The 24,526-nt window shown below is 71.7% G+C and carries 23 protein-coding genes; 20 read left to right on the forward strand and 3 right to left on the reverse strand.

Annotated elements, in window-relative coordinates:
- Positions 1-16 precede the first annotated feature (16 nt).
- The 8 genes from ACZ4TW_RS13095 to prfA all read left to right on the forward strand — a co-directional run bounded on the left by ACZ4TW_RS13095 (position 17) and on the right by prfA (position 11,044).
- Positions 17-1,690, forward strand: coding sequence for an arginine--tRNA ligase (locus ACZ4TW_RS13095; RefSeq protein WP_465543167.1), 1,674 nt, complete (start codon positions 17-19; stop codon positions 1,688-1,690).
- 11 nt (positions 1,691-1,701) lie between these two features.
- Positions 1,702-2,508 (forward strand): LmeA family phospholipid-binding protein, encoded by an 807-nt coding sequence (locus ACZ4TW_RS13100; protein ID WP_465543168.1) that lies wholly within the window; start codon positions 1,702-1,704, stop codon positions 2,506-2,508.
- 162 nt (positions 2,509-2,670) lie between these two features.
- Positions 2,671-4,110, forward strand: coding sequence for a diaminopimelate decarboxylase (gene lysA / locus ACZ4TW_RS13105; RefSeq protein ID WP_465543169.1), 1,440 nt, complete (start codon positions 2,671-2,673; stop codon positions 4,108-4,110).
- A complete protein-coding gene (locus tag ACZ4TW_RS13110; RefSeq protein WP_465543170.1) occupies positions 4,107-5,417 on the forward strand; it encodes a homoserine dehydrogenase in 1,311 nt (436 codons plus the stop codon). Before lysA ends, ACZ4TW_RS13110 begins: the two co-directional genes overlap by 4 nt.
- Positions 5,414-6,511 (forward strand): threonine synthase, encoded by a 1,098-nt coding sequence (gene thrC, locus ACZ4TW_RS13115; RefSeq protein ID WP_465543171.1) that lies wholly within the window; start codon positions 5,414-5,416, stop codon positions 6,509-6,511. Before ACZ4TW_RS13110 ends, thrC begins: the two co-directional genes overlap by 4 nt.
- Positions 6,508-7,467, forward strand: a complete 960-nt coding sequence (gene thrB, locus ACZ4TW_RS13120) for a homoserine kinase (RefSeq protein ID WP_465543172.1) — start codon at positions 6,508-6,510, stop codon at positions 7,465-7,467. The genes thrC and thrB overlap by 4 nt, the downstream gene beginning before the upstream one ends.
- Before the next feature lie 259 nt (positions 7,468-7,726).
- Entirely contained in the window at positions 7,727-9,964 is a 2,238-nt protein-coding gene (gene rho, locus ACZ4TW_RS13125; RefSeq protein WP_465543173.1) for a transcription termination factor Rho, read from the forward strand.
- A gap of 3 nt (positions 9,965-9,967) precedes the next feature.
- Positions 9,968-11,044, forward strand: coding sequence for a peptide chain release factor 1 (prfA, locus tag ACZ4TW_RS13130; RefSeq protein WP_465543174.1), 1,077 nt, complete (start codon positions 9,968-9,970; stop codon positions 11,042-11,044).
- A 31-nt stretch (positions 11,045-11,075) separates the two neighbouring features.
- Here prfA and epsC read toward each other — a convergent pair whose 3' ends face one another.
- Together epsC and cysK are read right to left on the reverse strand one after the other, a co-directional pair.
- On the reverse strand, positions 11,076-11,669 hold the full coding sequence (gene epsC, locus ACZ4TW_RS13135; protein ID WP_465543175.1) for a serine O-acetyltransferase EpsC: 594 nt from the start codon (positions 11,667-11,669) through the stop codon (positions 11,076-11,078).
- A gap of 30 nt (positions 11,670-11,699) precedes the next feature.
- Positions 11,700-12,635 carry a cysteine synthase A gene (gene cysK, locus ACZ4TW_RS13140; RefSeq protein ID WP_465543176.1) on the reverse strand — a complete coding sequence of 312 codons (936 nt, stop codon included), beginning with the start codon at positions 12,633-12,635 and terminating at the stop codon, positions 11,700-11,702.
- Between the two features lie 132 nt (positions 12,636-12,767).
- Between cysK and prmC the strand changes: the two genes are divergently transcribed.
- A complete protein-coding gene (gene prmC / locus ACZ4TW_RS13145; protein WP_465543220.1) occupies positions 12,768-13,607 on the forward strand; it encodes a peptide chain release factor N(5)-glutamine methyltransferase in 840 nt (279 codons plus the stop codon).
- 28 nt (positions 13,608-13,635) lie between these two features.
- On the opposite strand, the gene ACZ4TW_RS13150 is transcribed toward prmC, so the two are convergent.
- Positions 13,636-14,562, reverse strand: coding sequence for a TetR/AcrR family transcriptional regulator (locus ACZ4TW_RS13150; RefSeq protein ID WP_465543177.1), 927 nt, complete (start codon positions 14,560-14,562; stop codon positions 13,636-13,638).
- A gap of 107 nt (positions 14,563-14,669) precedes the next feature.
- Between ACZ4TW_RS13150 and ACZ4TW_RS13155 the strand changes: the two genes are divergently transcribed.
- From ACZ4TW_RS13155 to ACZ4TW_RS13205, 11 genes are all read left to right on the forward strand, one after another.
- Positions 14,670-15,593: an ATP-binding cassette domain-containing protein gene (locus ACZ4TW_RS13155; protein ID WP_465543178.1), complete on the forward strand. Its 924-nt coding sequence runs from the start codon at positions 14,670-14,672 to the stop codon at positions 15,591-15,593.
- A complete protein-coding gene (locus tag ACZ4TW_RS13160) occupies positions 15,590-16,417 on the forward strand; it encodes an ABC transporter permease (RefSeq protein WP_465543179.1) in 828 nt (275 codons plus the stop codon). Before ACZ4TW_RS13155 ends, ACZ4TW_RS13160 begins: the two co-directional genes overlap by 4 nt.
- 68 nt (positions 16,418-16,485) lie before the next feature.
- A complete protein-coding gene (locus ACZ4TW_RS13165; RefSeq protein ID WP_465543180.1) occupies positions 16,486-17,337 on the forward strand; it encodes an L-threonylcarbamoyladenylate synthase in 852 nt (283 codons plus the stop codon).
- On the forward strand, positions 17,334-18,611 hold the full coding sequence (locus tag ACZ4TW_RS13170) for an MraY family glycosyltransferase (RefSeq protein ID WP_465543181.1): 1,278 nt from the start codon (positions 17,334-17,336) through the stop codon (positions 18,609-18,611). The genes ACZ4TW_RS13165 and ACZ4TW_RS13170 overlap by 4 nt, the downstream gene beginning before the upstream one ends.
- The gene (locus tag ACZ4TW_RS13175; protein ID WP_465543182.1) at positions 18,608-19,087 is read left to right on the forward strand and encodes a hypothetical protein; all 480 of its coding nucleotides are present in this window, start codon (positions 18,608-18,610) and stop codon (positions 19,085-19,087) included. Before ACZ4TW_RS13170 ends, ACZ4TW_RS13175 begins: the two co-directional genes overlap by 4 nt.
- A 243-nt stretch (positions 19,088-19,330) precedes the next feature.
- The gene (gene atpB / locus ACZ4TW_RS13180; RefSeq protein ID WP_465543183.1) at positions 19,331-20,128 is read left to right on the forward strand and encodes a F0F1 ATP synthase subunit A; all 798 of its coding nucleotides are present in this window, start codon (positions 19,331-19,333) and stop codon (positions 20,126-20,128) included.
- 46 nt (positions 20,129-20,174) lie between these two features.
- The gene (atpE, locus tag ACZ4TW_RS13185; protein ID WP_022888426.1) at positions 20,175-20,408 is read left to right on the forward strand and encodes an ATP synthase F0 subunit C; all 234 of its coding nucleotides are present in this window, start codon (positions 20,175-20,177) and stop codon (positions 20,406-20,408) included.
- Positions 20,409-20,437: 29 nt separating this feature from the next.
- Positions 20,438-21,007: a F0F1 ATP synthase subunit B gene (locus ACZ4TW_RS13190; RefSeq protein ID WP_465543184.1), complete on the forward strand. Its 570-nt coding sequence runs from the start codon at positions 20,438-20,440 to the stop codon at positions 21,005-21,007.
- 3 nt (positions 21,008-21,010) lie between these two features.
- Positions 21,011-21,802 (forward strand): F0F1 ATP synthase subunit delta, encoded by a 792-nt coding sequence (locus ACZ4TW_RS13195; protein ID WP_465543185.1) that lies wholly within the window; start codon positions 21,011-21,013, stop codon positions 21,800-21,802.
- A gap of 59 nt (positions 21,803-21,861) precedes the next feature.
- Positions 21,862-23,499 (forward strand): F0F1 ATP synthase subunit alpha, encoded by a 1,638-nt coding sequence (gene atpA, locus ACZ4TW_RS13200; RefSeq protein ID WP_465543186.1) that lies wholly within the window; start codon positions 21,862-21,864, stop codon positions 23,497-23,499.
- Between the two features lie 96 nt (positions 23,500-23,595).
- Positions 23,596-24,504 (forward strand): F0F1 ATP synthase subunit gamma, encoded by a 909-nt coding sequence (locus ACZ4TW_RS13205; RefSeq protein WP_465543187.1) that lies wholly within the window; start codon positions 23,596-23,598, stop codon positions 24,502-24,504.
- Positions 24,505-24,526: the final 22 nt, after the last annotated feature.

A 24,526-nucleotide genomic window follows, 5' to 3' on the forward strand; every position in this document is an offset into this window, starting at 1 on the left:
CGGGTAGGATCTTCGAGTGACTCCCGCCGACCTCTCGCGTGCCCTCTTCGACCTCGTCACCGACCTGGTCGCGCGACGGCGCGAGGCCGGCGACGACGTCGCGCTCGACCTGGCTCCCGAGGCCGTCACGCTCGAGCGGCCGAAGCTGCGCGACCACGGCGACTGGGCGTCCAGCATCGCCATGCGCATCGCCAAGCCGCTCGGCACCAACCCGCGCGCCCTGGCCACCGAGCTGGCCGAGGGCCTCGCCGCGGTCGAGGGCGTCGCGAGCGCCGAGGTCGCGGGCCCCGGGTTCATCAACATCCGGCTAGATGCCGCGGCCGCGGGCGCGCTGGCGCAGGCCGTCGTCGAGCAGGGGCCCGCGTATGGTCGCGGCGAGTCTCTCGCCGGCCGCGTGATCAACCTCGAGTTCGTCTCGGCGAACCCGACCGGTCCGCTGCACATCGGGCACACCCGCTGGGCCGCGCTCGGCGACTCGATCGGCCGCGTGCTGCGCGCCGCCGGCGCCAAGGTCGCGAACGAGTACTACATCAACGACGCCGGCAACCAGATGGACAACTTCGGCGCCTCGGTGATCGCGGCGGCGAAGGGCGAGCCCACGCCCGAGAACGGCTACCCCGGCCAGTACATCGCCGACCTCGCCGCGCGCGTCCTCGAGCGCGAGCCGCACCTGCTCGAGCTCGACGACGAGGTCGCGCTGCACACCGCGCGCGAGATCGCGTACGAGTTGCAGCTCGGCGAGATCCGCGAGTCGCTCGAGCGCTTCAACGTGCGGTTCGACGTGTGGACGAGCGAGCGCTCGCTGCACGCGAAGGACGAGGACGGCGTGTCGGCCATCGACGCCGCGGTCGAGCGGCTCCGTGCGCAGGGGCACGTGTTCGACGAGGATGGCGCGGTCTGGGTCCGCACGACCGACTTCGGCGACGACAAGGACCGGGTGATCCGTCGCGCCAACGGGGTCTACACGTACTTCGCCGCCGATGCCGCGTACTACCTCGACAAGGGCGACCGCGGCTTCGAGCACAAGATCTACCTGCTCGGGGCAGACCACCATGGCTACGTCCACCGGCTGAAGGCACTCGCCGGTGCCGCCGGCGACGACCCAGAGCGCGACATCGAGGTGCTCATCGGCCAGCTCGTGAGCATCAACGGCGCCAAGCTGTCCAAGCGCGCCGGCAACATCATCGAGCTCGACGACCTGCAGGTCTGGCTCGGAACCGATGCGCTGCGCTACACGCTCGCGCGCTACCCGGCCGACTCGCCCCTCGCGATCGACCCCGAGCAGCTCCGCCGGCGCACCAACGACAACCCGGTCTTCTACGTGCAGTACGCGCACGCCCGTACCGCGGCCGTCGCCCGCAACGCGCACGCGTCGGGCGTCGACCGTTCGGCGTTCGCGCCCGAGCTGCTCGACCACGAGACGGAGTCGGCGCTCCTCGGCGCACTGCAGGAGTTCCCGCGCATCGTCGCCCAGGCGGCCGAGCTGCGCGAGCCGCACCGCATCGCCCGCTACATCGAGGAGCTCGCCGGCCTGTACCACCGCTGGTACGACAACTGCCGCGTGCTGCCGCTCGGCGACGAGCCGGTCGGCGACCTCCACCGGACGCGCCTGTGGCTGAACGACGCGACCGGCCAGGTCATCCGCAACGGACTCGACCTGCTCGGCGTGTCGGCGCCCGAGCGCATGTAGCCTTCGGAGCCATGTCCGCCTCCGACGCCGAGACCGTCCGCATCGAGCCCGTCGGCGAGCCCGACCGCCCCCGCCGCCGCACGAGCGCCGGGGGCCGCGCCCTGATCATCCTCGGCATGCTCGTCGTCATCGTCGCAGGCCTCCTCGTGCTCGTCGAGACCGTCGGCCGCGGCATCGCCGAGCGCAACGTCGCCGCGTCGATCGAGCAGGGGCTTCCCGAGGGCGTCGAGGGCGAAGTCGACGTGGAGATCCGTGGCGTGTCCGCGCTCTGGCAGGCGCTCACGGGGCGGATGGACGAGGTCGTCGCGACGGCGCCCGCACTCGACGTGTACGGGGTGCCGGTCGACGTCACGGTCACCGCGAACGGCGTGCCGCTCGAGCAGGGCGCGCCGGTCGAGCGGGCCGAGGTCGTGGCGAGCATCGACGAGGCGGCCGTCGACGCCATCGCCGAGTCGCAGGGCATCGAGGGCGGCCTCGAGCTGGGCGAGGGCACGGTGGCGTACACCGACGAGGCGACGATCCTCGGCATCCCGATCGGCTTCACCGTCACGGCCGAGCCCGAGGCGGCCGGCGACCGCGTGCTGCTCACCCCGGTGGGCGCCGACATCCAGGCCGGCGGCGGCACCTTCGACGCATCCGGCCTCGTCGACCGCCTCCTGGGCGGCGAGCCGGTGCCGATCTGCGTGGCCGACCGGCTGCCCGAGGGCGTCGAGGTCACGGGGCTCCAAGTCGCCCCCGGGGGCGCGACCGTGCGACTCGAGGCGAGCGGCCTTCCCCTCGTCGAGGACTCGCTGGCCACCACCGGCACCTGCGGCTGAGGGACGGCCGCCGCGGTCGGCGGATTCGGCCCGTCGTCGGGGCGTCGGTAGACTCGCCGTTGAGCCGCCTCACAAGGGCGGCGCGCAGCAGGCTTCAGGAACCAATCCGGGTTCGCTCGCCGCGAGCGACCTGTCGATTCTTCCGTCCCGTGAGGTTTCCCCGTGGCATCCACCGAAGCAGTACCCGGTCGGCTCCGCGCGCCCGACGACGCCAACGCGCTGGCCCCGCAGGTGTGGCCCGAGGGCGCCCACCGCGACGCCGACGGCCGCCTCGTGATCGGCGGCATCCCGGCGACCCGCCTCGCCGAGCAGTTCGGCACGCCCCTCTACGTGGTCGACGAGGCCGACGCCCGGGGCCGTGCGGCGCGCATCCTGGCCGCATTCGAGGCCGCCGCGGCATCCGTCGGCACGACCGTGACGGTCTATTACGCGGGCAAGGCGTTCCTCTCGGGCGCGATCGTGCGCTGGGTGACCGAGGCCGGACTCGCGGTCGACGTGTGCACCGGCGGAGAACTCGCGGTCGCGCTCGCGGCAGGAGCCGATCCGACGCGCATCGGCTTCCACGGCAACAACAAGTCGGTCGCCGAGATCGAACGCGCGGTCGCCGCCGGCGTCGGCGCGATCATCATCGACTCCGAGGTCGAGATCGAGCGGGTGGCGGATGCCGCGGCGCGAGCCGGCCGCGTGCAACGCGTGCGGCTCCGCGTGAACAGCGGCGTGCACGCGTCGACGCACGAGTTCCTCGCCACCGCCCACGAGGACCAGAAGTTCGGGGTCTCGCTCGAACGCGCCGTCGAGATCGGCACGCGCATCAGGTCGCACGCGTCGCTCGACTTCCTCGGGCTGCACTGCCACATCGGCTCGCAGATCTTCGACTCGGCGGGATTCGCGGAGTCGGCCGAGCGGCTGCTCGCCGCGCATGCCGAGCTCGCGCGGGTCGCGCCGCTGCCCGAGCTGAACCTCGGCGGCGGGTTCGGCATCGCCTACACGTCGGCCGACGACCCCGCCCCCATCGAGCAGATCGCCCAGGGCATCGCCGATGCGGTCGCCCGCGGATGCCGCGACCGGGGCGTGCCGGTGCCGAAGCTCGCGTTCGAGCCCGGGCGGTCCATCATCGGCCCGGCCGGCGTCACGCTGTACACGGTCGGCACGGTCAAGCCCGTGCCGATCGCCGACGGAGTCTGGCGCCACTACGTGTCCGTCGACGGCGGCATGAGCGACAACGCGCGCACCGCGCTGTACGGGGCCGATTACACGGTGCGGCTCGCCGGACGAGTCTCGTCCGAGCCGCCCGCGCTCGTGCGCGTGGCCGGCAAGCACTGCGAGTCCGGCGACATCGTCGTCGACGCCGACCACCTCCCGCACGACGTCGCGCCCGGCGACCTGGTCGCGGTTGCCGCGACCGGCGCGTACTGCTGGTCGCTCGCGAACAACTACAACCACGTGCCGCGGCCGCCCGTCGTCGCCGTGCGCGACGGTGCCGCGCGGGTCATCGTGCGCGGCGAGACCGAGGCCGACCTGCTCGCCCGCGACGCGGGCCTCGGCGAGCCCGCGCCCGGCGATCCCGACCACGACGATGACGCACACGGAGTCACCGCATGATCGAATACCGTTCCATCCGGGTCGCGCTGCTCGGCGCCGGCTCCGTCGGCTCGCAGGTCGCGCGCCTGCTGCGCGAGCAGGGCGACGAGCTGGCCAACCGCATCGGCGCGCGCCTCGAGCTCGTCGGCATCGCCGTGCGCGACGTCGACGCGGCGCGCGACGTCGACCTGCCCCGCGAACTCCTCACCACCGACGCCGAGTCGCTCATCGTCGCCGCCGACATCGTGATCGAGCTCATGGGCGGGCTCGAGCCCGCGCGCACGCTCGTGCTGAAGGCCATCGCATCGGGCGCCGACGTCGTGACCGGCAACAAGGCCCTGCTCGCGACGCACGGGCCCGAGCTGTTCGCGGCCGCGCAGCAGGTCGGCGCGCAGCTGTCGTACGAGGCGGCGGTGGGCGGAGCCATCCCGATCATCCGGCCGCTGCGCGACAGCCTCGCCGGCGACCGCATCGAGCGGATCCTCGGCATCGTCAACGGCACGACGAACTTCATCCTCGACCGGATGGACACGACCGGCGCATCGCTCGAGGACGCGCTCGCGACCGCGACCGAGCTCGGCTATGCCGAGGCCGATCCGACGGCCGACATCGGCGGCTACGACGCCGCGCAGAAGGCCGCGATCCTCGCGAGCCTGGCCTTCCACACCACGGTGCCCGTCGAGGCCGTGCATCGCGAGGGCATCACCGGCGTGACCGCCGCGCAGGTCGAGTCGGCCAAGCGTGCCGGGTACGTCGTCAAGCTCCTCGCCATCTGCGAGCGCCTCACCGACCCCGACTCCGGCGAGGAGGGCGTCTCGGCCCGCGTCTATCCCGCAATGGTGCACCGCACGCACCCGCTCGCCGCCGTGCACGGGGCCAACAACGCGGTCTTCGTCGAGGCGCACGCCGCCGGTCCGCTCATGTTCTACGGCGCCGGCGCGGGCGGCGTGCAGACCGCCTCGGCGGTGCTCGGCGACCTCGTCGCGATCGCCCGCCGTCACGTGCTCGGCGGCCCCGGCACGGCCGAGTCGACGCACGCCGAGCTGCCGGTGCTCGAGATCGGCCGCATCACGACCCGGTACGCCATCACGATCGAGGCCGCCGACCAGCCCGGCGTGCTCGCGACCATCGCGCACGCCTTCGCCGACCACGGGGTCAGCGTCGGCGAGCTCGTGCAGACCATCAACGACGGGACCGGCCGGGCTACGCTGGTCATCGGCACCCACGAGGCGCGTGAGTCCGCGCTCGCCGAGACGGTGCGCGCGCTCGCCGACAGCCCCGTCGTGACCTCGGTCGCATCCGTCATCCGAGTCGAAGGAGCAGAGTGAACCACCAGGCAACGAAGGCGCCCTCCCGGCAGTGGCGCGGCGTCATCCGCGAGTACGCCGACCGCCTCGACGTGACGGATGCCACGCCCGTCGTCACCCTCGGCGAGGGCGGCACGCCGCTCCTGCCCGCGCCCGCGCTCTCGCGCCGCACGGGCGCCGACGTGTGGGTCAAGTTCGAGGGAATGAACCCGACCGGCTCGTTCAAGGACCGCGGCATGACGATGGCCGTGACCAAGGCCGTCGAGCGCGGCGCCGAGGTCGTGATCTGCGCCTCGACGGGCAACACGTCGGCGTCGGCCGCCGCGTACGCCACGCACGCCGGCATCAAGGCCGCCGTGCTCGTGCCCGAGGGCAAGATCGCGATGGGCAAGCTGAGCCAGGCGATCGCGCACGACGCGCACCTCATCCAGATCCAGGGCAACTTCGACGACTGCCTCGACATCGCTCGCGACCTCGCCGAGAACTACCCGGTGCACCTGGTCAACTCCGTCAACAACGACCGCATCGAGGGCCAGAAGACCGCCGCCTTCGAGGTCGTCGAGGTGCTCGGCGACGCGCCCGACTTCCATTTCATCCCGGTCGGCAACGCGGGTAACTACACCGCGTACACGCGCGGCTACCGCGAGGACATCGAGGCGGGCAACGCCACGCGCCTGCCGCGCATGTTCGGGTTCCAGGCCGCCGGCTCGGCACCGCTCGTGCTCGGCGAGCCCGTGAGGCACCCCGAGACCATCGCGAGCGCGATCCGCATCGGCAACCCCGCGTCGTGGCACCTCGCACTCGAGGCGCGCGACGCGACCGACGGCTACTTCGGCGCCATCGACGACGACAGGATCCTCGAGGCCCAGCGCATCCTCTCGGCCGAGGTCGGCATCTTCGTCGAGCCCGCTTCGGCGATCAGCGTCGCCGGACTGCTCGAGCGCTCCGCCGCGGGCCAGGTCCCGAGGGGCGCCCGCGTGGTGCTCACCGTCACCGGGCACGGCCTGAAGGACCCGCAGTGGGCGCTGCGCGGCCCCGACGGCTCCGACGTGCAGCCCACCGTCGTCCCGGCCGATGTGGCGCACGTCGCCGCGGTGCTGGGGCTCGCCTCATGAGTGCCGCGGCCGAGACCGCGCCCGCGCACGCGCCCGACCTCGCCGGGCGTCGCGTGCATGTGAAGGTCCCCGCGACCTCGGCGAACCTCGGTCCCGGCTTCGACACGCTCGGGCTCGCGCTCGCGCGCTACGACGAGCTCGAGGTCGAGGTCATCCCCGACGGCCTCGACATCGAGGTGCGCGGCGTCGGCGAGGGCGAGGTTCCGCTCGACGAGTCGCACCTCGTCGTGCGCGCGATCGCGCACGCCTTCGCGCACTACGGCCTCGAGCGCCCGCCGCTGCGCCTGATCGCGCACAACGCCATCCCGCACGGGCGCGGGCTCGGCTCGTCCGGCGCCGCGATCGTCGCCGGGATCATGGCCGCGAAGGGCCTCCTCGAGCCCGAGATCCAGATCTCGCCCGACGAGCTGCTCGAGCTCGCCACCGAGCTCGAGGGGCACCCCGACAACGTCGCGCCGGCGCTCTTCGGCGGCCTCACGATCGCGTGGGTCACGCCCGAGGGGCCGCGCCACAAGAAGCTCATGGTGCACCGTGGCGTCTCGCCGCTCGTGCTCGTGCCCGAGCACGAGATGTCGACCGCGCTCGCGCGGAGCCTCCAGCCCACGTCGGTGCCGCACGAGGATGCGGTGTTCAACGTGTCGCGCTCGGCGCTGCTCGTCGCCGCACTCATCCAGAGCCCCGAGCTGCTCCTCGCGGCCACCGAGGACAAGCTGCACCAGCGCTACCGCGCCGAGGCGATGCCCGAGACCGACCGGCTCATCCGCGTGCTCCGCGCGGCCGGACACCCCGCCGTCGTGTCGGGCGCAGGCCCGTCGATCCTCGTCCTCGCGAGCGACCCGATCGAGCGGGCGGATGCGATCCGGATCGTGGAGGGCGCCGCGGAGACGTCGTGGCAGGCGCTGCCGCTCGCGGTCGACTTCCTCGGTGCGACCGTGCACCCGGTCGACGAGGACTGATCCGGTCCGGTCGGCGCCGGCCCCGCGCCATCCGCCGATGCACGGCGCGGCGCGTGGTCGGGCAGCCGATCCGCTGGTGCTAGACTGAATCCGCACCCGGCAGGCGCAGCGTTCGCGCACCGGCCGCATCGTGCAATTCCCGGCATCTCATGCTTTCGCCCACGCGCAGGTCTGCGCCTCGTGCGCATCACCTTCGCGTGTCAGCGACCAGCTCTCCTCGGCCAACCCAGATTCCTGGCGAGGGGAAAGGACGAACCCAGTGACCAACGGAACCGACTACGCCGAGGGCGTGGCGAACCGCACCCGCCTGACCGCGATGAGGGTCGCCGAGCTCCAGGAGCTCGCCGCCTCCCTCGGCATCGCGGGCGCATCGAAGCGTCGTAAAGGAGAACTCGTGGAGTTGATCTCCGCCCACACCGACGGAACCGGCACCACCGAGCTCGACGAGGTCGTCGACGCCGCGGCGCCGGTGCGCGACGAGGCCGCCGCCGTCGAGGCGCCGACGCTCGACGAGCCCGCCCTCGTTCCCGCAGAGGATGTCGCGGCGCCCGCGGCGCCGGCTGAGGCCGACGCGGCTGCTCCCGTCGAGGCCGCGCCCGTCGAGGCCGCGCCGGCCGAGACTGCGGCTGCGGGCGTGCCCGTTGAGGCGGAGACCGCGCCTGCCGAGGCTGAGGCCCAGGCCGCGCCCGTTGAGGAGACGCAATCCGACGCCGCAGCGCCTGCGCCGGCCCAGGCCGAGCCGACCCGCCGGGGCCGCCAGCCGCGCCGCGCGACGAGCGCGACCGCCGCCGCCCAGCACGCCAACGCGGGGCTCTCGGGCGTCGAGCTCGTTCCCGCGCAGGCCGCCGAGCCCAGCACCGACGAGGCGCGCGAAGCCGCCCGTGCCGCCGTGCGCGAGCAGCTCGCCGCCGCGACGGGCGAGGCCCGTCAGGCCGGCGAGGCCGAGGGCGAGGGCGGCGAGCAGCCCGCGACCGAGCCGCGTCAGGGTCGCAGCCGCAACCGCGGTCGTCGCGGCGGCGACCGGGGCGAGCGCGGCGAGCGCGGCGAGCGCGGCGAGGCGCAGAAGGCCGAGCAGCCCGAGCGCCAGGGCGGTGAGCGGCAGGGCGGACGCCGGGCCGACGAGCAGCCCGAGCCCGAGCGCCAGGGCGAGCCCGACAAGGGTCGCCAGGAGCAGGGCGGCCGGGGCCAGCAGGGCCGCGGCGACCAGTCCCGCGGCGAGCAGCAGGCCGAGGGCGAGGGCGGCCGTCGCAACCGGTACCGCGACCGCAAGCGCCGCGGCCAGGGCGCCGGCGACGACGTCGAGCCCGAGATCCTCGACGACGACGTGCTCGTCCCGATCGCGGGCATCCTCGACGTGCTCGACAACTACGCGTTCGTGCGCACGACGGGCTACCTCCCCGGCCCGAGCGACGTCTACGTGTCGCTCGGACAGGTGAAGAAGTACCACCTGCGCAAGGGCGACGCCGTCGTCGGCGCCATCAAGCAGCCCCGCGAGGGCGAGGGCAACACGCGCCAGAAGTACAACGCGCTGGTCAAGATCGACTCGGTCAACGGCCAGACCGCCGAGGAATCGGCCGCGCGCATCGAGTTCGGCAAGCTCACGCCGCTCTACCCGCAGGAGCGCCTGCGCATGGAGACCGAGCCCACCAAGCTCACCCAGCGCATCATCGACCTCATCGCGCCGATCGGCAAGGGCCAGCGCGGCCTGATCGTCTCGCCGCCCAAGGCCGGCAAGACCATCGTGCTGCAGCAGATCGCGAACGCCATCGCGATCAACAACCCCGAAGTCCACCTCATGGTCGTGCTCGTCGACGAGCGACCGGAAGAGGTCACCGACATGCAGCGCACGGTGAAGGGCGAGGTCATCGCCTCGACCTTCGACCGTCCTGCGGAGGACCACACGACGGTCGCCGAGCTCGCGATCGAGCGCGCGAAGCGGCTCGTCGAGCTCGGTCACGACGTGGTCGTGCTGCTCGACTCGATCACCCGGCTCGGCCGCGCGTACAACCTCGCGGCACCGGCATCCGGTCGCGTGCTCTCGGGCGGCGTCGACGCGTCGGCGCTGTACCCGCCGAAGCGCTTCTTCGGCGCGGCGCGCAACATCGAGAACGGCGGCTCGCTGACGATCCTCGCGACCGCGCTGGTCGAGACCGGCTCGAAGATGGACGAGGTGATCTTCGAGGAGTTCAAGGGCACCGGCAACTCCGAGCTGCGCCTCTCGCGCCAGCTCGCCGACAAGCGCATCTTCCCGGCGGTCGACGTCAACGCGTCGTCCACGCGCCGCGAGGAGATGCTGCTCTCGGCCGACGAGGTCAAGATCACCTGGAAGCTCCGCCGCGCGCTCGCCGGCCTCGAGCCGCAGCAGGCCCTCGAGGCCGTGCTCGGTCGCCTGCGCGAGACGCAGTCGAACACCGAGTTCCTGCTGCTCATGCAGAAGTCGGCGCCGGTGGGCGGCAATGGCAACGGCCACGGGCACGACTCCGACCACCACCGCTGATCGATGTTCGAGTCCGTCCAGGCACTGATCGCCGAGCACGCCGCGCTGCAGGAGGAGCTCGCCGACCCGGCGCTGCACGCCGATGCCGCGCGCGCGAAGAAGGTGAACCGGCGCTACGCCGAGCTCAGCCGGATCGTCGCCGCGAACGCCGCGTGGCAGCAGGCGCAGGACGACCTCGAGGCGGCGCGCGAGCTGGCCAAGGAGGATGAGGCGTTCGCCGAGGAGGTGCCGGCGCTCGAGGAGCAGCTCGCCGAGTCGCAGGAGAAGCTCCGGCGCCTGCTGATCCCGCGAGACCCCGACGACGGCCGCGACGTGATCATGGAGATCAAGGGCGGCGAGGGCGGCGCCGAGAGCGCCCTCTTCGCGGCCGACCTGCTGCGCATGTACATCCAGTACGCGCAGTCGAAGGGGTGGAAGACCGAGCTGCTCGAGCGCGACGAGTCCGACCTCGGCGGGTACAAGAACGTGCAGGTCGCGATCAAGTCCAACGCGACCGACCCGTCGCAGGGAGTGTGGGCGCACCTCAAGTACGAGGGCGGCGTGCACCGCGTGCAGCGCGTGCCGGTCACCGAGACGCAGGGCCGCATCCACACGTCGACCACGGGCGTGCTCGTCTTCCCCGAGGTCGACGAGCCCGAGGAGGTCGACATCAACCAGAACGACCTCAAGATCGACGTGTACCGCTCGAGCGGCCCCGGCGGCCAGTCGGTGAACACGACCGACTCCGCCGTGCGGATCACGCACGTGCCGACCGGCATCGTCGTGGCGATGCAGAACGAGAAGTCGCAGCTGCAGAACCGGGAGGCGGCGATGCGCGTGCTGCGCGCACGCCTGCTCGCGCGCCAGCAGGAGGAGCTCGCGGCCGCGGCATCCGACGCCCGGAAATCCCAGATCCGGTCGATGGACCGCTCGGAGCGCATCCGCACCTACAACTTCCCCGAGAACCGCATCGCCGACCACCGCACGGGCTACAAGTCGTACAACCTCGACCAGGTCATGGACGGGGCGCTCGAGCCCGTCATCGAGTCGGCCGTCCGGGCCGACGAGGAGGCCCGGCTCGCCGACCTCGGCGACCAGTAGCCCGTTCGCCCCGCCGGCCGCGCCCCGCGCGTCAGATGTGCCAGTCGACGTGCCAGTCGTGCACGCCTCGCGCCGCGTCGGCGGTCGCCGGCGACAGCGGACGAGCGACTGCCGGGATGCCGACGAGCAACGACTGCGGCGGTGCGCCCTTGGTCACCACGGCGTTGGCGCCGATGGCGCTGCCCGTGCCGATCTCGATGTCGCCGAGCACCTTCGCGCCCGCGCCCACCGTCACGCCGTCGCCGAGGGTCGGATGGCGCTTCGAGCCCTTCGGCGCACCTCGCGGCGCCTTCCCGCCGAGCGTGACCCCGTGGTAGAGCATCACGTCGTCGCCGACGACCGCCGTCTCGCCGATCACCACGCCCATGCCGTGGTCGATGAAGAAACGGCGGCCGATCGTGGCGCCGGGGTGGATCTCGATGCCCGTGAGGAATCGCGTGAGCTGGGAGACGATGCGCGCCGGCAGTCGCAGCAGGGGGACCTGCCACATGCGGTGCGCGAGGCGGTAGGCCCAGATGGCGTGCAGGCCGGAGTAGGCGAGCACCACCTCGATGCGGCTGCGGGCGGCGGGGTCGTGGGACCGAGCGGTCGCGATGTCTTCCCTGAGGCTGCCGAGGATTCCCACCGGCTCAGTCAACCAGATCGCCGCTGGGCGTCAGTCGACCAGCCCCTCGTAGAGCACCGTCGAGAGGTACCGCTCGCCGTAGCTGGCGAGGATCACGACGATGGTCTTCCCGGCGTTCTCGGGACGCTGGGCGAGCTGCGTGGCCGCGTACACGGTCGCGCCCGACGAGATGCCGCCGAGGATGCCCTCCTCGACGCCCAGTCGGCGCGCGGTCGCGACGGCCTGGTCGATGTTCACGTCGATGATCTCGTCGTAGACCTCGCGATCGAGGATGGACGGCACGAAGTTCGCGCCGATGCCCTGGATCTTGTGCGGGCCGGGCTGGCCGCCGTTCAGGATCGGCGACTCGAGCGGCTCCACGCCGACGATCTGCACCTCGGGCTTGCGCTCCTTCAGCACCTGGCCGACGCCCGAGAGCGTGCCGCCCGTGCCGATGCCGGAGACGAAGATGTCGACGCCGCCGTCGGTGTCGTTCCAGACCTCCTCGGCCGTGGTGCGGCGGTGGATGTCGACGTTGGCCTGGTTGTCGAACTGCTTGGCGAGCACGGCGCCGGGGGTCTCGGCGGCGATCTGCTCGGCGCGGGCGACGGCGCCCTTCATGCCCTCGGAGCCCGGGGTCAGCACCAGCTCGGCGCCGTAGGCGCGAAGCAGGGCCCGCCGCTCCTTGCTCATGGTCTCGGGCATCGCGATCACGACGCGGTACCCGCGGGCGGCGCCGATCATGGCGAGCGCGATGCCCGTGTTGCCGCTCGTGCCCTCGACGATCGTGCCGCCGGGCTTCAGCTCGCCCGAGGCCTCGGCGGCGTCGACGATGCCGATGCCGAGGCGGTCCTTGACGCTCGCGGAGGGGTTGTAGAACTCGAGCTTGCCGAGCACGGTGGCGCCGGCGCCATCCGTCACGCGGTTCAGCTTCACGAGCGGCGTGCGCCCGAAGACCTCGGTGATGTTCTCGTAGACCTGAGCCATGGTGCTCCCTCTCGTGACGCGGGCGTCGTGCCGCGCTCCAGCATACGGAGCACGGGTTCGGCGGGGGAGTGGGTTACATTCCATTGCGTGAATGCACCGCCCGATGCGCCCTCGTCCCGCCCGCTCCGCGACGTGCGCGACGAGACGGTGCGCGCGCTCGCGGCGGCGGGCGTGCCCGATCCCGAGGTCGACGCCGACCTGCTGCTCGGGCATGTGCTGGGTCTCTCGCGCGGCGGGGTGCACGCGAAGCTGGTCGTGGGCGCCGACGTGGGGGCGACGGATGCCGCGGCGCTGGCCGAGCTCGTCGCTCGCCGCGCGGGCCGCGAGCCGCTGCAGCACCTCACGGGCCGTGCCGCCTTCCGTTCGCTGGAGCTCGCCGTCGGCCCGGGCGTGTTCGTCCCACGTCCCGAGACCGAGCTGCTCGCGCAGCTCGCGATCGATGCGCTGCGGGCGGCCGCGGAGCCCGAGCCCATCGCGCTCGACCTCGGCTCCGGCAGCGGCGCGATCGCGCTCGCGATGGCGACCGAGGTGCCGCACGCGCGCGTCTGGGCCGTGGAGAACTCGCCCGAGGCGTTCCCCTGGACGCGGCGCAACGTCGAGGAGGTGGCCGCCGAGAACCTCGAGCTCGTCTTCGGCGACCTCGCCGTGGCGCTGCCCGAGCTCGACGGCCGCGCCGCCGTGGTGGCGTCGAACCCGCCGTACATCCCGGCCGGCGCGATCCCGCGCGACCCGGAAGTGCGGCTCTACGACCCCGAGCACGCGCTGTACGGCGGTGCCGACGGCCTCGACGTGGTGCGCGTGCTCTCACGGCGGGCGCTCGCGCTGCTGCACGCGGGCGGCACGCTCATGATCGAGCACGGCGAGGCGCAGGCGGCCGAGATCGCGGCGTTGCTGTCGGGCGACGGATGGCACGCCATCGCGCATCACCGCGACCTGACGGGTCGCGACCGGGTGACGACCGCGCGGCGCTGAGCCCGCGGCATCCGCCTCGGGACCCGCGTCAGCGGACCTGCAGACGCGCCCCGGCCTCCTTCACCGCCTGCCGTTCGGCCTTGCGGGCGTCGCGCAGCCGCTTCTCGGCCTCGCGTACCGCCTTGCGGGCCTCGCGAACGCGCTTGTCGGAAGCGATCTCGGCGGGCTCCCGGGCGAGCGCTGGGGCGGCGGGGCGCGTGCCGCCCGCGCGCTTGGCGAGGTAGTCGGCGACGCCGTCGAGCACGCGCTCGAGCCCGAACGCGAACGGGTCCTCGCCCTCGGCGAACACGCCCGCGTCGACCGCGCGGCGGAGGGCCGGGAACTCCTCGGCGGTGACGAACGCGTCGAGGATCGCCGAGCGGCCGTCGTCGATCGCCTGGGGGTCGATCCCCGCCTCGCCGGCGGCGACTTCGTACGAGCGCTCGATCGTGCTCTGCCAGCGCAGCTGCCCCGTGAGCAGCAGGATGATGGCCACACGTTCATCCTCGTCGAGCGTCGCACCCGAGAGGGCGGCGAGCATCGCATCCATCCAGGCGAGGTTGTTGGGCGTCACGGGCGTGCCCTGGATGGGGATGTCGAGCAGCCACGGGTGCTCGCGATGCACGTCGACCTGCGCGCGGCCGATCGTGCGCAGCCGGCCGCGCCAGTCGTCGGGGTCGAGCGCGGGGTCGGGCTCGGGCGGCAGGCCGATGCCGCGCTCCTGCATGAGGACGAGGAGGTCGTCCTTCGCGGTGACGTAGCGGTAGAGCGACATCGTGGTGTACCCCAACGACTGCGCGACGCGGCTCATCGAGACGGCGCCGAGCCCCTCGGCGTCGGCGATCTCGACGGCGGCGTCGACGATGCGCTCGATGCTGAGCTCACGCTTCGGACCGCGCTGCGGGTTGGCGGCCACGCCCCAGGCGAGCGCGACGCCGCGCGGCAGCTCGGGCTCGACGGGGGTGTCGGCGGTCATCCGGCTCCAATCGGCGGGCGGGGCTTGCGTCCAGTGTAGAACTGTGTATTAGTTAAACAACCGCGGATTACATACACAGTTTACGTCGCACACAGAAAGGCACGGCCATGACCCTCGCGATCGACGCGCGCGGCATCGCCAAGCGATTCCGCTCGGTCGAGGTCCTCAGCGACCTCGACCTCGCGGTCGACGCCGGCACCGTGTTCGCCCTCCTCGGGCCGAACGGAGCCGGGAAGACCACGACCATCGGCATACTCACCACACTGGTGCAGCCCGACGCCGGCACCGCCTCGGTCGCCGGCGTCGACCTCCGCACCGACCCCGAGGGGGTCCGAGCGCGCATCAGCCTCACCGGGCAGTCCGCCGCCGTCGACGGCGTCCTGACGGGGCGCGAGAACCTCGTGATGATGGGGCGGCTCTCGGGCCTCGGCGCCGCCGCCGCCAGGGCGCGGGCCGGCGAGCTGCTCGAGCGGTTCGACCTGACGGATGCCGCCGGCCAGCGTGTCGCGACGTACTCGGGCGGCGTGCGTCGACGACTCGACCTCGCCCTGAGCCTGGTCGTTCCGACCCCGGTGATCTTCCTGGACGAGCCGACCACCGGACTCGACACCCGGAGCCGGCTCGGGCTGTGGCGCACCATCCGCGACGTCGCCGAGGCCGGAGCCACGGTCTTCCTCACGACGCAGTACCTCGAAGAGGCCGATCGGCTGGCCGACCGCATCGCCGTGCTCGACGGCGGCCGGATCGCCGCGGAGGGGACCCCGTCCGAGCTCAAGGCGAGGGTCGGCGGCGAGCTCGTCGAACTCCTGGGATCCGATGACGAGGTGCTCGCGGCGCTGCCCACCGACGGCACGGTGCACGGGCTGCGGGCCGCCGTCGACGAACTCGACCGCCTCGCGCCATCCGTCGCCGGCGGGGCACGGGTCGTCATCCGGCGGCCCAGCCTCGACGACGTGTTCCTCGCCATCACCGCGCACGACGCCCAGCCGGGCCACCACGCCGAGCTCATCGCAACGAAGGGCCGATCATGACCACGCTCGTTCCCACCACCGCGACCGCCGCCGCTGCCGGGCCGGCCGCCGCCGTGCGGGCCCGCCCGTCGGGGCTCGGCGCCGAGGCCGTCTTCATCCGGCGGAGCATCACGCACTCCCTGCGCGACACCGAGGCGCTGCTCATGGCGGTGATCCTCCCGACCATGCTCATGCTGCTGTTCACCTACGTCTTCGGCGGCGCGCTCGACCCGTCCGGCGGCTACGTCGACTATGTCGTGCCCGGCATCATCCTGCTCTGCGCCGGCTTCGGGGCGAGCTCGACGGCGCTCTACGTCGCGCGCGACATGACCACGGGCATCATCGACCGATTCCGCACCATGCCGCTGCGCGCCGGCGCCGTGTTGACGGGCCACGTGGTCGCCAGCGTGCTGCGCAACCTGGTGGCGACCGGCGTCGTGATCGGGGTCGCGCTGCTCGTCGGCTTCCGCCCGACCGCGACGGGCGCCGAGTGGATCGCCGCGATCGGCCTGATCGCGCTGTACATCCTCGCGATCACCTACCTGTTCGCGGCGATCGGGCTCGCGGCGTCGAGCCCGGATGCGGCCAACGCCTACGGCTTCATCCTGCTGTTCCTGCCCTACCTGTCGAGCGCGTTCGTGCCCGTCGAGACGCTTCCCGACTGGCTCGCCTGGATCGCCGAGCACCAGCCGATCACGCCCGTGATCGAGGCGATCCGGAGCCTGCTCATGGGCACGCCGATGGGCGACGCGGCCTGGTGGGCGGTCGGATGGTGCGTGCTCGTCATCGCCGTCGCCGCGATCTGGGGCGGCCGGCTGTTCCGCCGCAAGGCGGGGCGTCGCTGAGGCGCCGGCCGCGCGGCATCCGTCACGCCCAGCCCTCGTGGCCGTGCCACGTCTAGAATCGAGCGGTCATGACTGTCATCCACGACTGCTCGGTCGAGTCCGAGCTCCTCGCCGGCATGCGCCTGGCCCGTCGCGCCATCGGCAGCGGCGAGCTCGTCGTCATCCCCACCGACACGGTCTACGGCGTGGCCGCAGACGCGTTCAGCCCCGCCGCCGTGCAGCGGCTCCTCGACGCGAAGGGCCGCGAACGCACGTCGCCGCCGCCCGTGCTCGTGCCCGGCATCCCCACGCTCGATGCGCTCGCGGTCGAGGTGCCCGAGGCGGTGCGAAAGCTCGTGGCGGAGTTCTGGCCGGGCGGCCTGACCGTCATCCTGCGCGCGCAGCCGTCGCTGCAGTGGGATCTCGGCGAGACGCGCGGCACCGTCGCGCTGCGCATGCCAGACCAGCGCATCGCGCTCGAGCTGCTCTCCGAGACCGGTCCGCTCGCGGTCTCGTCGGCGAACCTCTCGGGGATGCCGTCGGCGACCACCGCGCAGGAGGCCGCCGACATGCTCGGCGACCGCGTCGCGGTGTACCTTGACGGCGGCAGGGCCGGCGCCGGGTACGAGGCGATCGGCGAGCGCCCCGGCGACACGTCGTCGACGATCGTGGATGCCACGGGCATCGATGCCGAGGGCGCGGGCGTGCTCCGCATCGTGCGCGCCGGCGTGATCTCGCGTGAGCGGATCGCCGCGGTCGTGGGCGAGGAGCTGCTCGCCGAGCGGCCCGAGCACGTCGGCGCCGAGCCCGTCGCCGCCGAGCCGTCGGCCGGCGGCGATGCGCCCCCCGGCGGCGCACATGCAGGTGCCGGCTCGGCGGCCGGCAGCCGGACGGATGTCGCCGGGACGGATGTCGCCGAGACGGACGCCGCCGCCTCATGACGCTGTTCGTCGCCCTCGCGCTCGTCGCCGCGGTCGTGACGTTCGCCGGCTCGCTCGTGGTGTGGAAGCTGAGCCTGAAGTACCGGCTCTACCCGAAGATCCGCGAGCGGGACGTCCACACGCGGCCGACCCCACGGCTCGGCGGGATCGCGATGTTCGGCGGCATCCTCGTCGCGTTCGCCGCGGCGGCATGGGTCTCGACCCTCGGGATCGCGCGCTTCTCGATCGTCGAGATCATCTTCCAGGACCGCTGGCAGGTGCTCGCCATCCTGGTCGCCGCCGGGCTGATCGTCGCGATGGGCGTGGCCGACGACATCTGGGAGCTCGACTGGGTCACCAAGCTCGCCGGCCAGTTCATCGCCGCCGGCCTGATCGCCTGGCAGGGGGTGTCGATCGTCTCGTTGCCGATCGGCGGACCCGACGGCGGCATCACGGTGGGCTCGTCCTGGATGAGCGCGACCATCACGGTGTTCACGATCGTGCTCGTGATGAACGCCATCAACTTCATCGACGGCCTCGACGGCCTCGTCGCGGGCGTCGCGCTCATCTCCAGCGGCGTGTTCTACCTCTACTCGTACCTGCTGGTGCAGCAGACGTCGCCGACGAACTACTTCAACCTCGCGTCGCTGCTCGCGGTGCTCGTGGTCGGCGCGTGCGCGGGGTTCCTGCCGCTGAACTGGCATCCCGCGAAGCTGTTCATGGGGGACGCCGGCGCCCTGCTCGTGGGCCTGCTCATGGCGACCTCGGCCATCGCCGTCACCGGCCAGGTCGACCCGTCGCTCCTCGGCACCGACGAGCTGTTCCCCGCGTTCATCCCGATCATCATCCCGTTCGCGGTGCTGGTGATCCCCCTGCTCGACTTCGGCCTCGCCGTCATCCGTCGCCTGCGCGCCGGCAAGTCGCCGTTCGCCGCCGATCGCAAGCACCTGCACCACCGCCTGCTCGACATGGGCCACTCGCACCTGCACGCCGTGCTGATCTTCTACGGCTGGACCGCCGTCGCCTCCTTCGGGTGCCTGCTCGCGTTCGTCTTCCCGGTGTACTTCGGCATCGACTCGAGCTGGGCGTTCCTGATCCTCGGGATCGGCTTCGTGATCCTCGCGGCGCTCACGCTCGCGCCCCTCGGGCGCCGCAAGCGCCAGACCGTGGCGGCCGAGGCGGATGTCGCGACCGCGCCGTACGCGCCGGGGCTCGACGAGCTGGCCGGCGCGACCCCCCTCACCGACCCCCAGCGTCCGGCGACCCCGGGCGAGCAGCCGACAGGAGCCCGATGACCGACGCGACCCGCGATCCCGCCGACCGCACGCCCACCTCCAACCCCGTGCTGCGGAGGGCCCTGCTCTGGGGAGGACTGCTCGCCGCGGTGATCGCCGTCGTCGGCGGCGTCATCGGGTTCGCCGTGGCGGGCACGGAGGGCCTGCTGAGCGCCCTGCTCGGCACGCTCATCGCCGTCGTCTTCATGGGCATCACCGCCGCGAGCATCCTGCTCGCCAATAGCTTCGCCGGATCCGACCTCTTCGTCGGCGCCTTCTTCGGCATCGTGCTGGGCGGGTGGCTGCTGAAGTTCATCCTCTTCATCGTCCTCGTGGTGCTCCTGCGGGGTGCCGAGTGGCTCGATCCGGTCGTGCTGTTCCTCTCGATCGTCGCGGGCGTGATCGGCTCGCTCGTGGTCGACGTGCTCGTCGTGGCGCGCTCGCGGCTGCCCTACGCGAGCGACACGCAACTGCCCCCGCCGCCGTCCGACGACTGACGCGGACGCGGGCAGCGGGCCGCCCCGCGGGCTCGGCATGCGCCGATCGGCATGCGACCCGGTCGGAACGGACTTCTACACGGCGTAGCGATTCGGCAGAGCCCCGACTTCTTGCTAGAGTGTGGGAGATCCCCCACGGCTCCGCCCTGCTCAGGCATGTGCACCGAACCGTGTTCCATGTTCGTCGACGCGAGAGCCCTGCTCCACGCCCCGAAACAGGAGATAGCGCTGCTAGCTAACGCTGTGAACCTGCTGGTTCCGACTGCAACCGATGATGGTGAATTCCACGGGCCGTCGATCGAGGAGTTCTTCCCGGACCCGTTCCTGTTCGTCGACACCCCGTTCGAGATCAACCGGATCATCCTGGTCCGGTGGATCGCGGTGATCGCGCTCCTGCTCGTCTTCTGGCTCGGCACGCGCCGCATGCGCGTCGTGCCCGGCCGGTTCCAGAGCCTCGTCGAGATGGGCCTCGACCTCGTCCGGGTGAACGTCGCCGACGACCTGCTCGGCAAGAAGGACGGCAAGCGGTTCCTGCCGATCCTGACCACCATCTTCTTCCTGGTGCTGTTCATGAACATCACCGGCGTCATCCCGGGGCTCAACATCGCCGGCACGTCGGTCATCGGCGTTCCGCTCGTGCTCGCGATCGTCTCGTACGTCACCTTCATCTACGCGGGCATCAAGCAGAGCCCCGGCAACTTCTTCAAGAACTCCCTCTTCCCGTCGGGCGTCCCGTGGCCGGTGTACATCATCGTCACGCCCATCGAGCTCATCTCGACGTTCATCATCCGCCCCGTCACGCTGACGCTGCGACTCATGATGAACATGATCGTCGGCCACCTGCTGCTCGTGCTCTTCTTCGCGGCGACGCAGTTCTTCGTCTTCACGCTCGGCGGCTGGTACACCCTGCTCGGCGCGGGCACGCTGGCCTTCGGCCTCGTGTTCACGCTGTTCGAGGTGCTGGTCGCCGTCCTGCAGGCCTACGTCTTCACGCTCCTCACCGCGGTCTACATCCAGCTCGCGGTGGCGGAGGAGCACTGAACCAGGGCATCCGCCCGAACGAAACCCCAGGAAAGGAAACCCCAACGTGGACGCAACCACCGTTCTCGCTGAGATCAACGGCAACATCGCGACGGTCGGCTACGGCCTCGCCGCCATCGGCCCGGCCATCGGCGTGGGCATCGTCGTCGGCAAGACCATCGAGGGCGTGGCTCGCCAGCCCGAGCTCGCCGGTCGCCTCCAGGTGCTGATGTGGATCGGCATCGCCTTCACCGAGGCGCTCGCCTTCATCGGTATCGCGACCTACTTCATCTTCGTCTGATCCCTTTCGCAGCGAGTTAGGAGGCCACTGTGCTTCACGCAGTACTCAGGGCTGCTGAGGAGGGTCACGAGGCGGCGCCGAACCCGGTCCTCCCGGCGACCTACGACATCGTCTGGTCGGCGGTCTGCTTCGTCGTCATCCTCGTGTTCTTCTGGCGGTACGTGCTCCCGCGCATGCAGAAGCTGCTCGATGAGCGCGCCGACGCCATCGAGGGCAACATCGCGAAGGCCGACGAGGCCCAGCGCAAGGCCGAGGCCGCGCTCGAGGAGTACACCGCGCAGCTCGCCGACGCCCGCGCCGAGGCCGGACGCATCCGCGAGACGGCCCGCGAAGACGGCAAGAAGATCGTCGCCGAGGCCAAGGAGCAGGCGACGACCGAGGCGGCGCGGGTGACCGCGACCGCCCAGGCGCAGATCGAGGCCGAGCGCCAGGCGGCGCTCGTGTCGCTCCGCTCCGAGGTCGGCACCATCGCCATCGACCTCGCGTCGGGTGTCGTCGGAGAGTCGCTCTCCGACGATGCGAAGGCCAAGGCCGTCGTGGACCGCTTCCTCGCCGACCTCCAGGCGTCCGATCAGGCCGCCGCAGGGAGGACGAAGTAACCCATGGGCAGCGCAACGAGAGAGGCCCTGGCCGGCACGCGAGCCGAGCTCGCGGCGGTCGGCCGGGCCGAACTCCCGGTCGCCGGCGACCTCCTCGCCGCGACCCGGGTGATCGCCGCGACGCCGCAGCTGCGGACGGCGCTCACCGACAACGAGGCCGATCCCGCCGAGAAGCGCTCGCTCCTCGAGCGCGTGTTCGGCGGCAGGATCGCGCCGGCGGCCGTCACGCTCCTCGCGAGCGCGGCGTCGCAGCGGTGGTCCTCGGCGTCCGACTTCCTCGACGGACTCGAGGAGCTCGGCCTCCGGGTCGCGGCCGACGCCGCCGGTGACGCCGAGGTCGACGCCCAGCTGTACGCCTTCCAGCGCACGGTGGCTTCCGACGCCGAGCTCGAGCTCGCGCTCGGGTCGAAGCTCGGTTCGACCGACGCCAAGGTGAAGCTGGTCGAGCGCCTCCTGGGCCCGGTCGCCTCGCCCGCGACGGTGCTCATCGTGCGGCACCTGGTGCAGTCGCCTCGGGGCCGTCGCATCGGCGGCATGCTCCGCGAGGCGGCATCCGTGGTCGCCGACCAGCGCGGGTTCGACGTCGCGACCGTGACGTCCGCGGTGCCGCTGACCGACGACCAGATCGCCCGCCTCGAGCAGACGCTCGGGGCCCGAGCCGGTCGCCGCATCCGGTTCGACGCCATCGTGGACCCCGCGGTCCTCGGCGGAGTCCGGGTGCAGATCGGCGACGACGTCATCGACGGCAGCGTCGCCAGCCGCCTCAACGACCTGAGGCAGAAGCTTGCCGGCTGACGCCGGACGACAACGACCGGCGTCCCGCGCCGCGACATCCAGAAGCTAAGGAAATGGCAATGGCAGAACTCTCCATCAGCCCCGACGAGATCCGTTCGGCTCTCTCGGAGTTCGCCCAGGCGTACGAGCCGGGCGCGGCGCAGAAGACCGAGGTCGGCTACGTGACCGACGCGGCCGACGGCATCGCCCATGTCGAGGGCCTGCCCTCGGTCATGGCGAACGAGCTCGTCCGCTTCGCCGACGGCACGCTGGGCCTCGCGCTGAACCTCGACGAGGACGAGATCGGTGTCGTCGTGCTCGGCGAGTTCACCGGCATCGAGGAGGGCATGGAGGTGACCCGCACGGGCGAGGTCCTCTCGGTGCCCGTGGGCGAGGGCTACCTCGGCCGCGTCGTCGACCCGCTCGGCGCCCCGATCGACGGCCTCGGCGAGATCGCGACCGAGGGCCGTCGCGCGCTCGAGCTCCAGGCGCCCGGCGTCATGCAGCGCAAGTCGGTGCACGAGCCGCTGCAGACCGGCATCAAGGCGATCGACGCGATGATCCCGGTCGGCCGCGGCCAGCGCCAGCTCATCATCGGCGACCGCCAGACCGGCAAGACCGCCATCGCGATCGACACGATCATCAACCAGAAGGCGAACTGGGAGTCGGGCGACCCGACCAAGCAGGTCCGCTGCATCTACGTCGCGATCGGCCAGAAGGGCTCGACCATCGCCTCGGTGAAGGGCGCGCTCGAGGATGCCGGCGCGATGGAGTACACGACCATCGTCGCCGCTCCCGCGTCCGACCCCGCCGGCTTCAAGTACCTCGCGCCGTACACCGGCTCGGCCATCGGCCAGCACTGGATGTACGCCGGCAAGCACGTCCTGATCATCTTCGACGACCTGTCGAAGCAGGCCGAGGCCTACCGCGCCGTCTCGCTGCTGCTGCGCCGCCCGCCGGGCCGCGAGGCCTACCCGGGCGACGTCTTCTACCTGCACTCGCGGCTCCTCGAGCGCTGCGCGAAGCTCTCCGACGAGCTCGGTGCGGGTTCGATGACCGGCCTGCCGATCATCGAGACGAAGGCGAACGACGTCTCGGCCTACATCCCGACGAACGTGATCTCGATCACCGACGGCCAGATCTTCCTCCAGTCCGACCTGTTCAACGCCAACCAGCGTCCCGCGGTCGACGTCGGCATCTCGGTCTCGCGCGTCGGCGGCGACGCGCAGGTCAAGTCGATCAAGAAGGTCTCGGGCACGCTCAAGCTCGAGCTCGCCCAGTACCGCTCGCTCGAGGCGTTCGCGATGTTCGCGTCCGACCTCGACGCGGCGAGCCGTCGTCAGCTCGAGCGCGGTGCGCGCCTGACCGAGCTGCTCAAGCAGCCGCAGTACTCGCCGTACCCCGTCGAGGAGCAGGTCGTCTCGATCTGGGCCGGCACCAACGGCAAGCTCGACGAGGTTCCCGTCGAGGACATCCTGCGCTTCGAGCGCGAGCTCCTCGACTACCTCGGCCGCAACACGACGGTGCTCGCCGAGCTCCGCGACACGAACGTCCTGAGCGACGAGAACGTCGCGACGCTCGAGTCCGAGATCGACAAGTTCAAGCTCGAGTTCCAGACGGGCGAGGGCAAGCCGCTCGCGTCGGTCGGCAGCGAGCAGTTCGAGGCGATCGGCGAGGACGAGGTCGTGCAGGAGAAGATCGTCAAGGGCCGTCGCTAGTCGATTCCTTGCGTTCCCTGAGGCTCTCGGGGAACCGGCCGGACCGGCCGCGGCACCGGGAGCCTCAGGGGCAGGAACCCAGGACACAGGAGAAACATGGGAGCGCAGCTTCGGGTCTACCGCCAGAAGATCAAGTCGGCGCAGACGACCAAGAAGATCACGCGAGCGATGGAGCTCATCTCCGCCTCGCGGATCCAGAAGGCGCAGGCGCGCGTCGCCGCGTCGACGCCGTACTCCGACGCGATCACCCGCGCGGTGTCGGCGGTGGCGAGCTACTCGAACGTCTCGCACGTGCTGACCACCGAGCCCGAGCGGGTCGACCGCGCGGCGATCGTGATCTTCACGTCCGACCGCGGCCTCGCCGGCGCGTTCAACTCGCAGGTCCTCCGTGAGGCGGAGGAGCTCGCCGAGCTGCTCCGCAGCCAGGGCAAGGACGTCGTGTACTTCCTCATCGGCCGCAAGTCGGTGGGCTACTTCACGTTCCGGCGCCGCGACTACGAGCGCAGCTGGATCGGCGGGACCGACAACCCCGAGTTCGAGACGGCCCAGGAGGTCGCCGACGCGGTCCTCGAAGCGTTCCTGCGCGACTCCGCCGACGGCGGCGTCGACGAGATCCACATCGTCTACAACCGGTTCGTGAGCCGCATCACCCAGGTGCCGGTCGTCACGCGACTGCTTCCGCTCGAGGTCGTCGAGGCCGAGGAGGAGGCCACTCCGTCCGGCAGGGCCGAGGTCTTCCCGCTGTACGAGTTCGAGCCCGATGCCGAGACGGTCCTCGACGGACTGCTCCCGGTCTACATCGAGAGCCGCATCTTCAACGCCATGCTGCAGTCCGCCGCCGCGAAGCACGCGGCCACGCAGAAGGCCATGAAGTCGGCGACCGACAACGCCGACAAGCTGATCACCGACTACACGCGCCTGGCCAACGAGGCGCGCCAGTCCGAGATCACGCAGCAGATCGCTGAAATCGTGGGTGGAGCCGACGCGCTCTCCTCCTCCAAGTAGCCAAGATTCATCCAGAAGGAAG

The sequence above is a fragment of the Agromyces sp. NPDC029043 genome, from assembly GCF_055564615.1.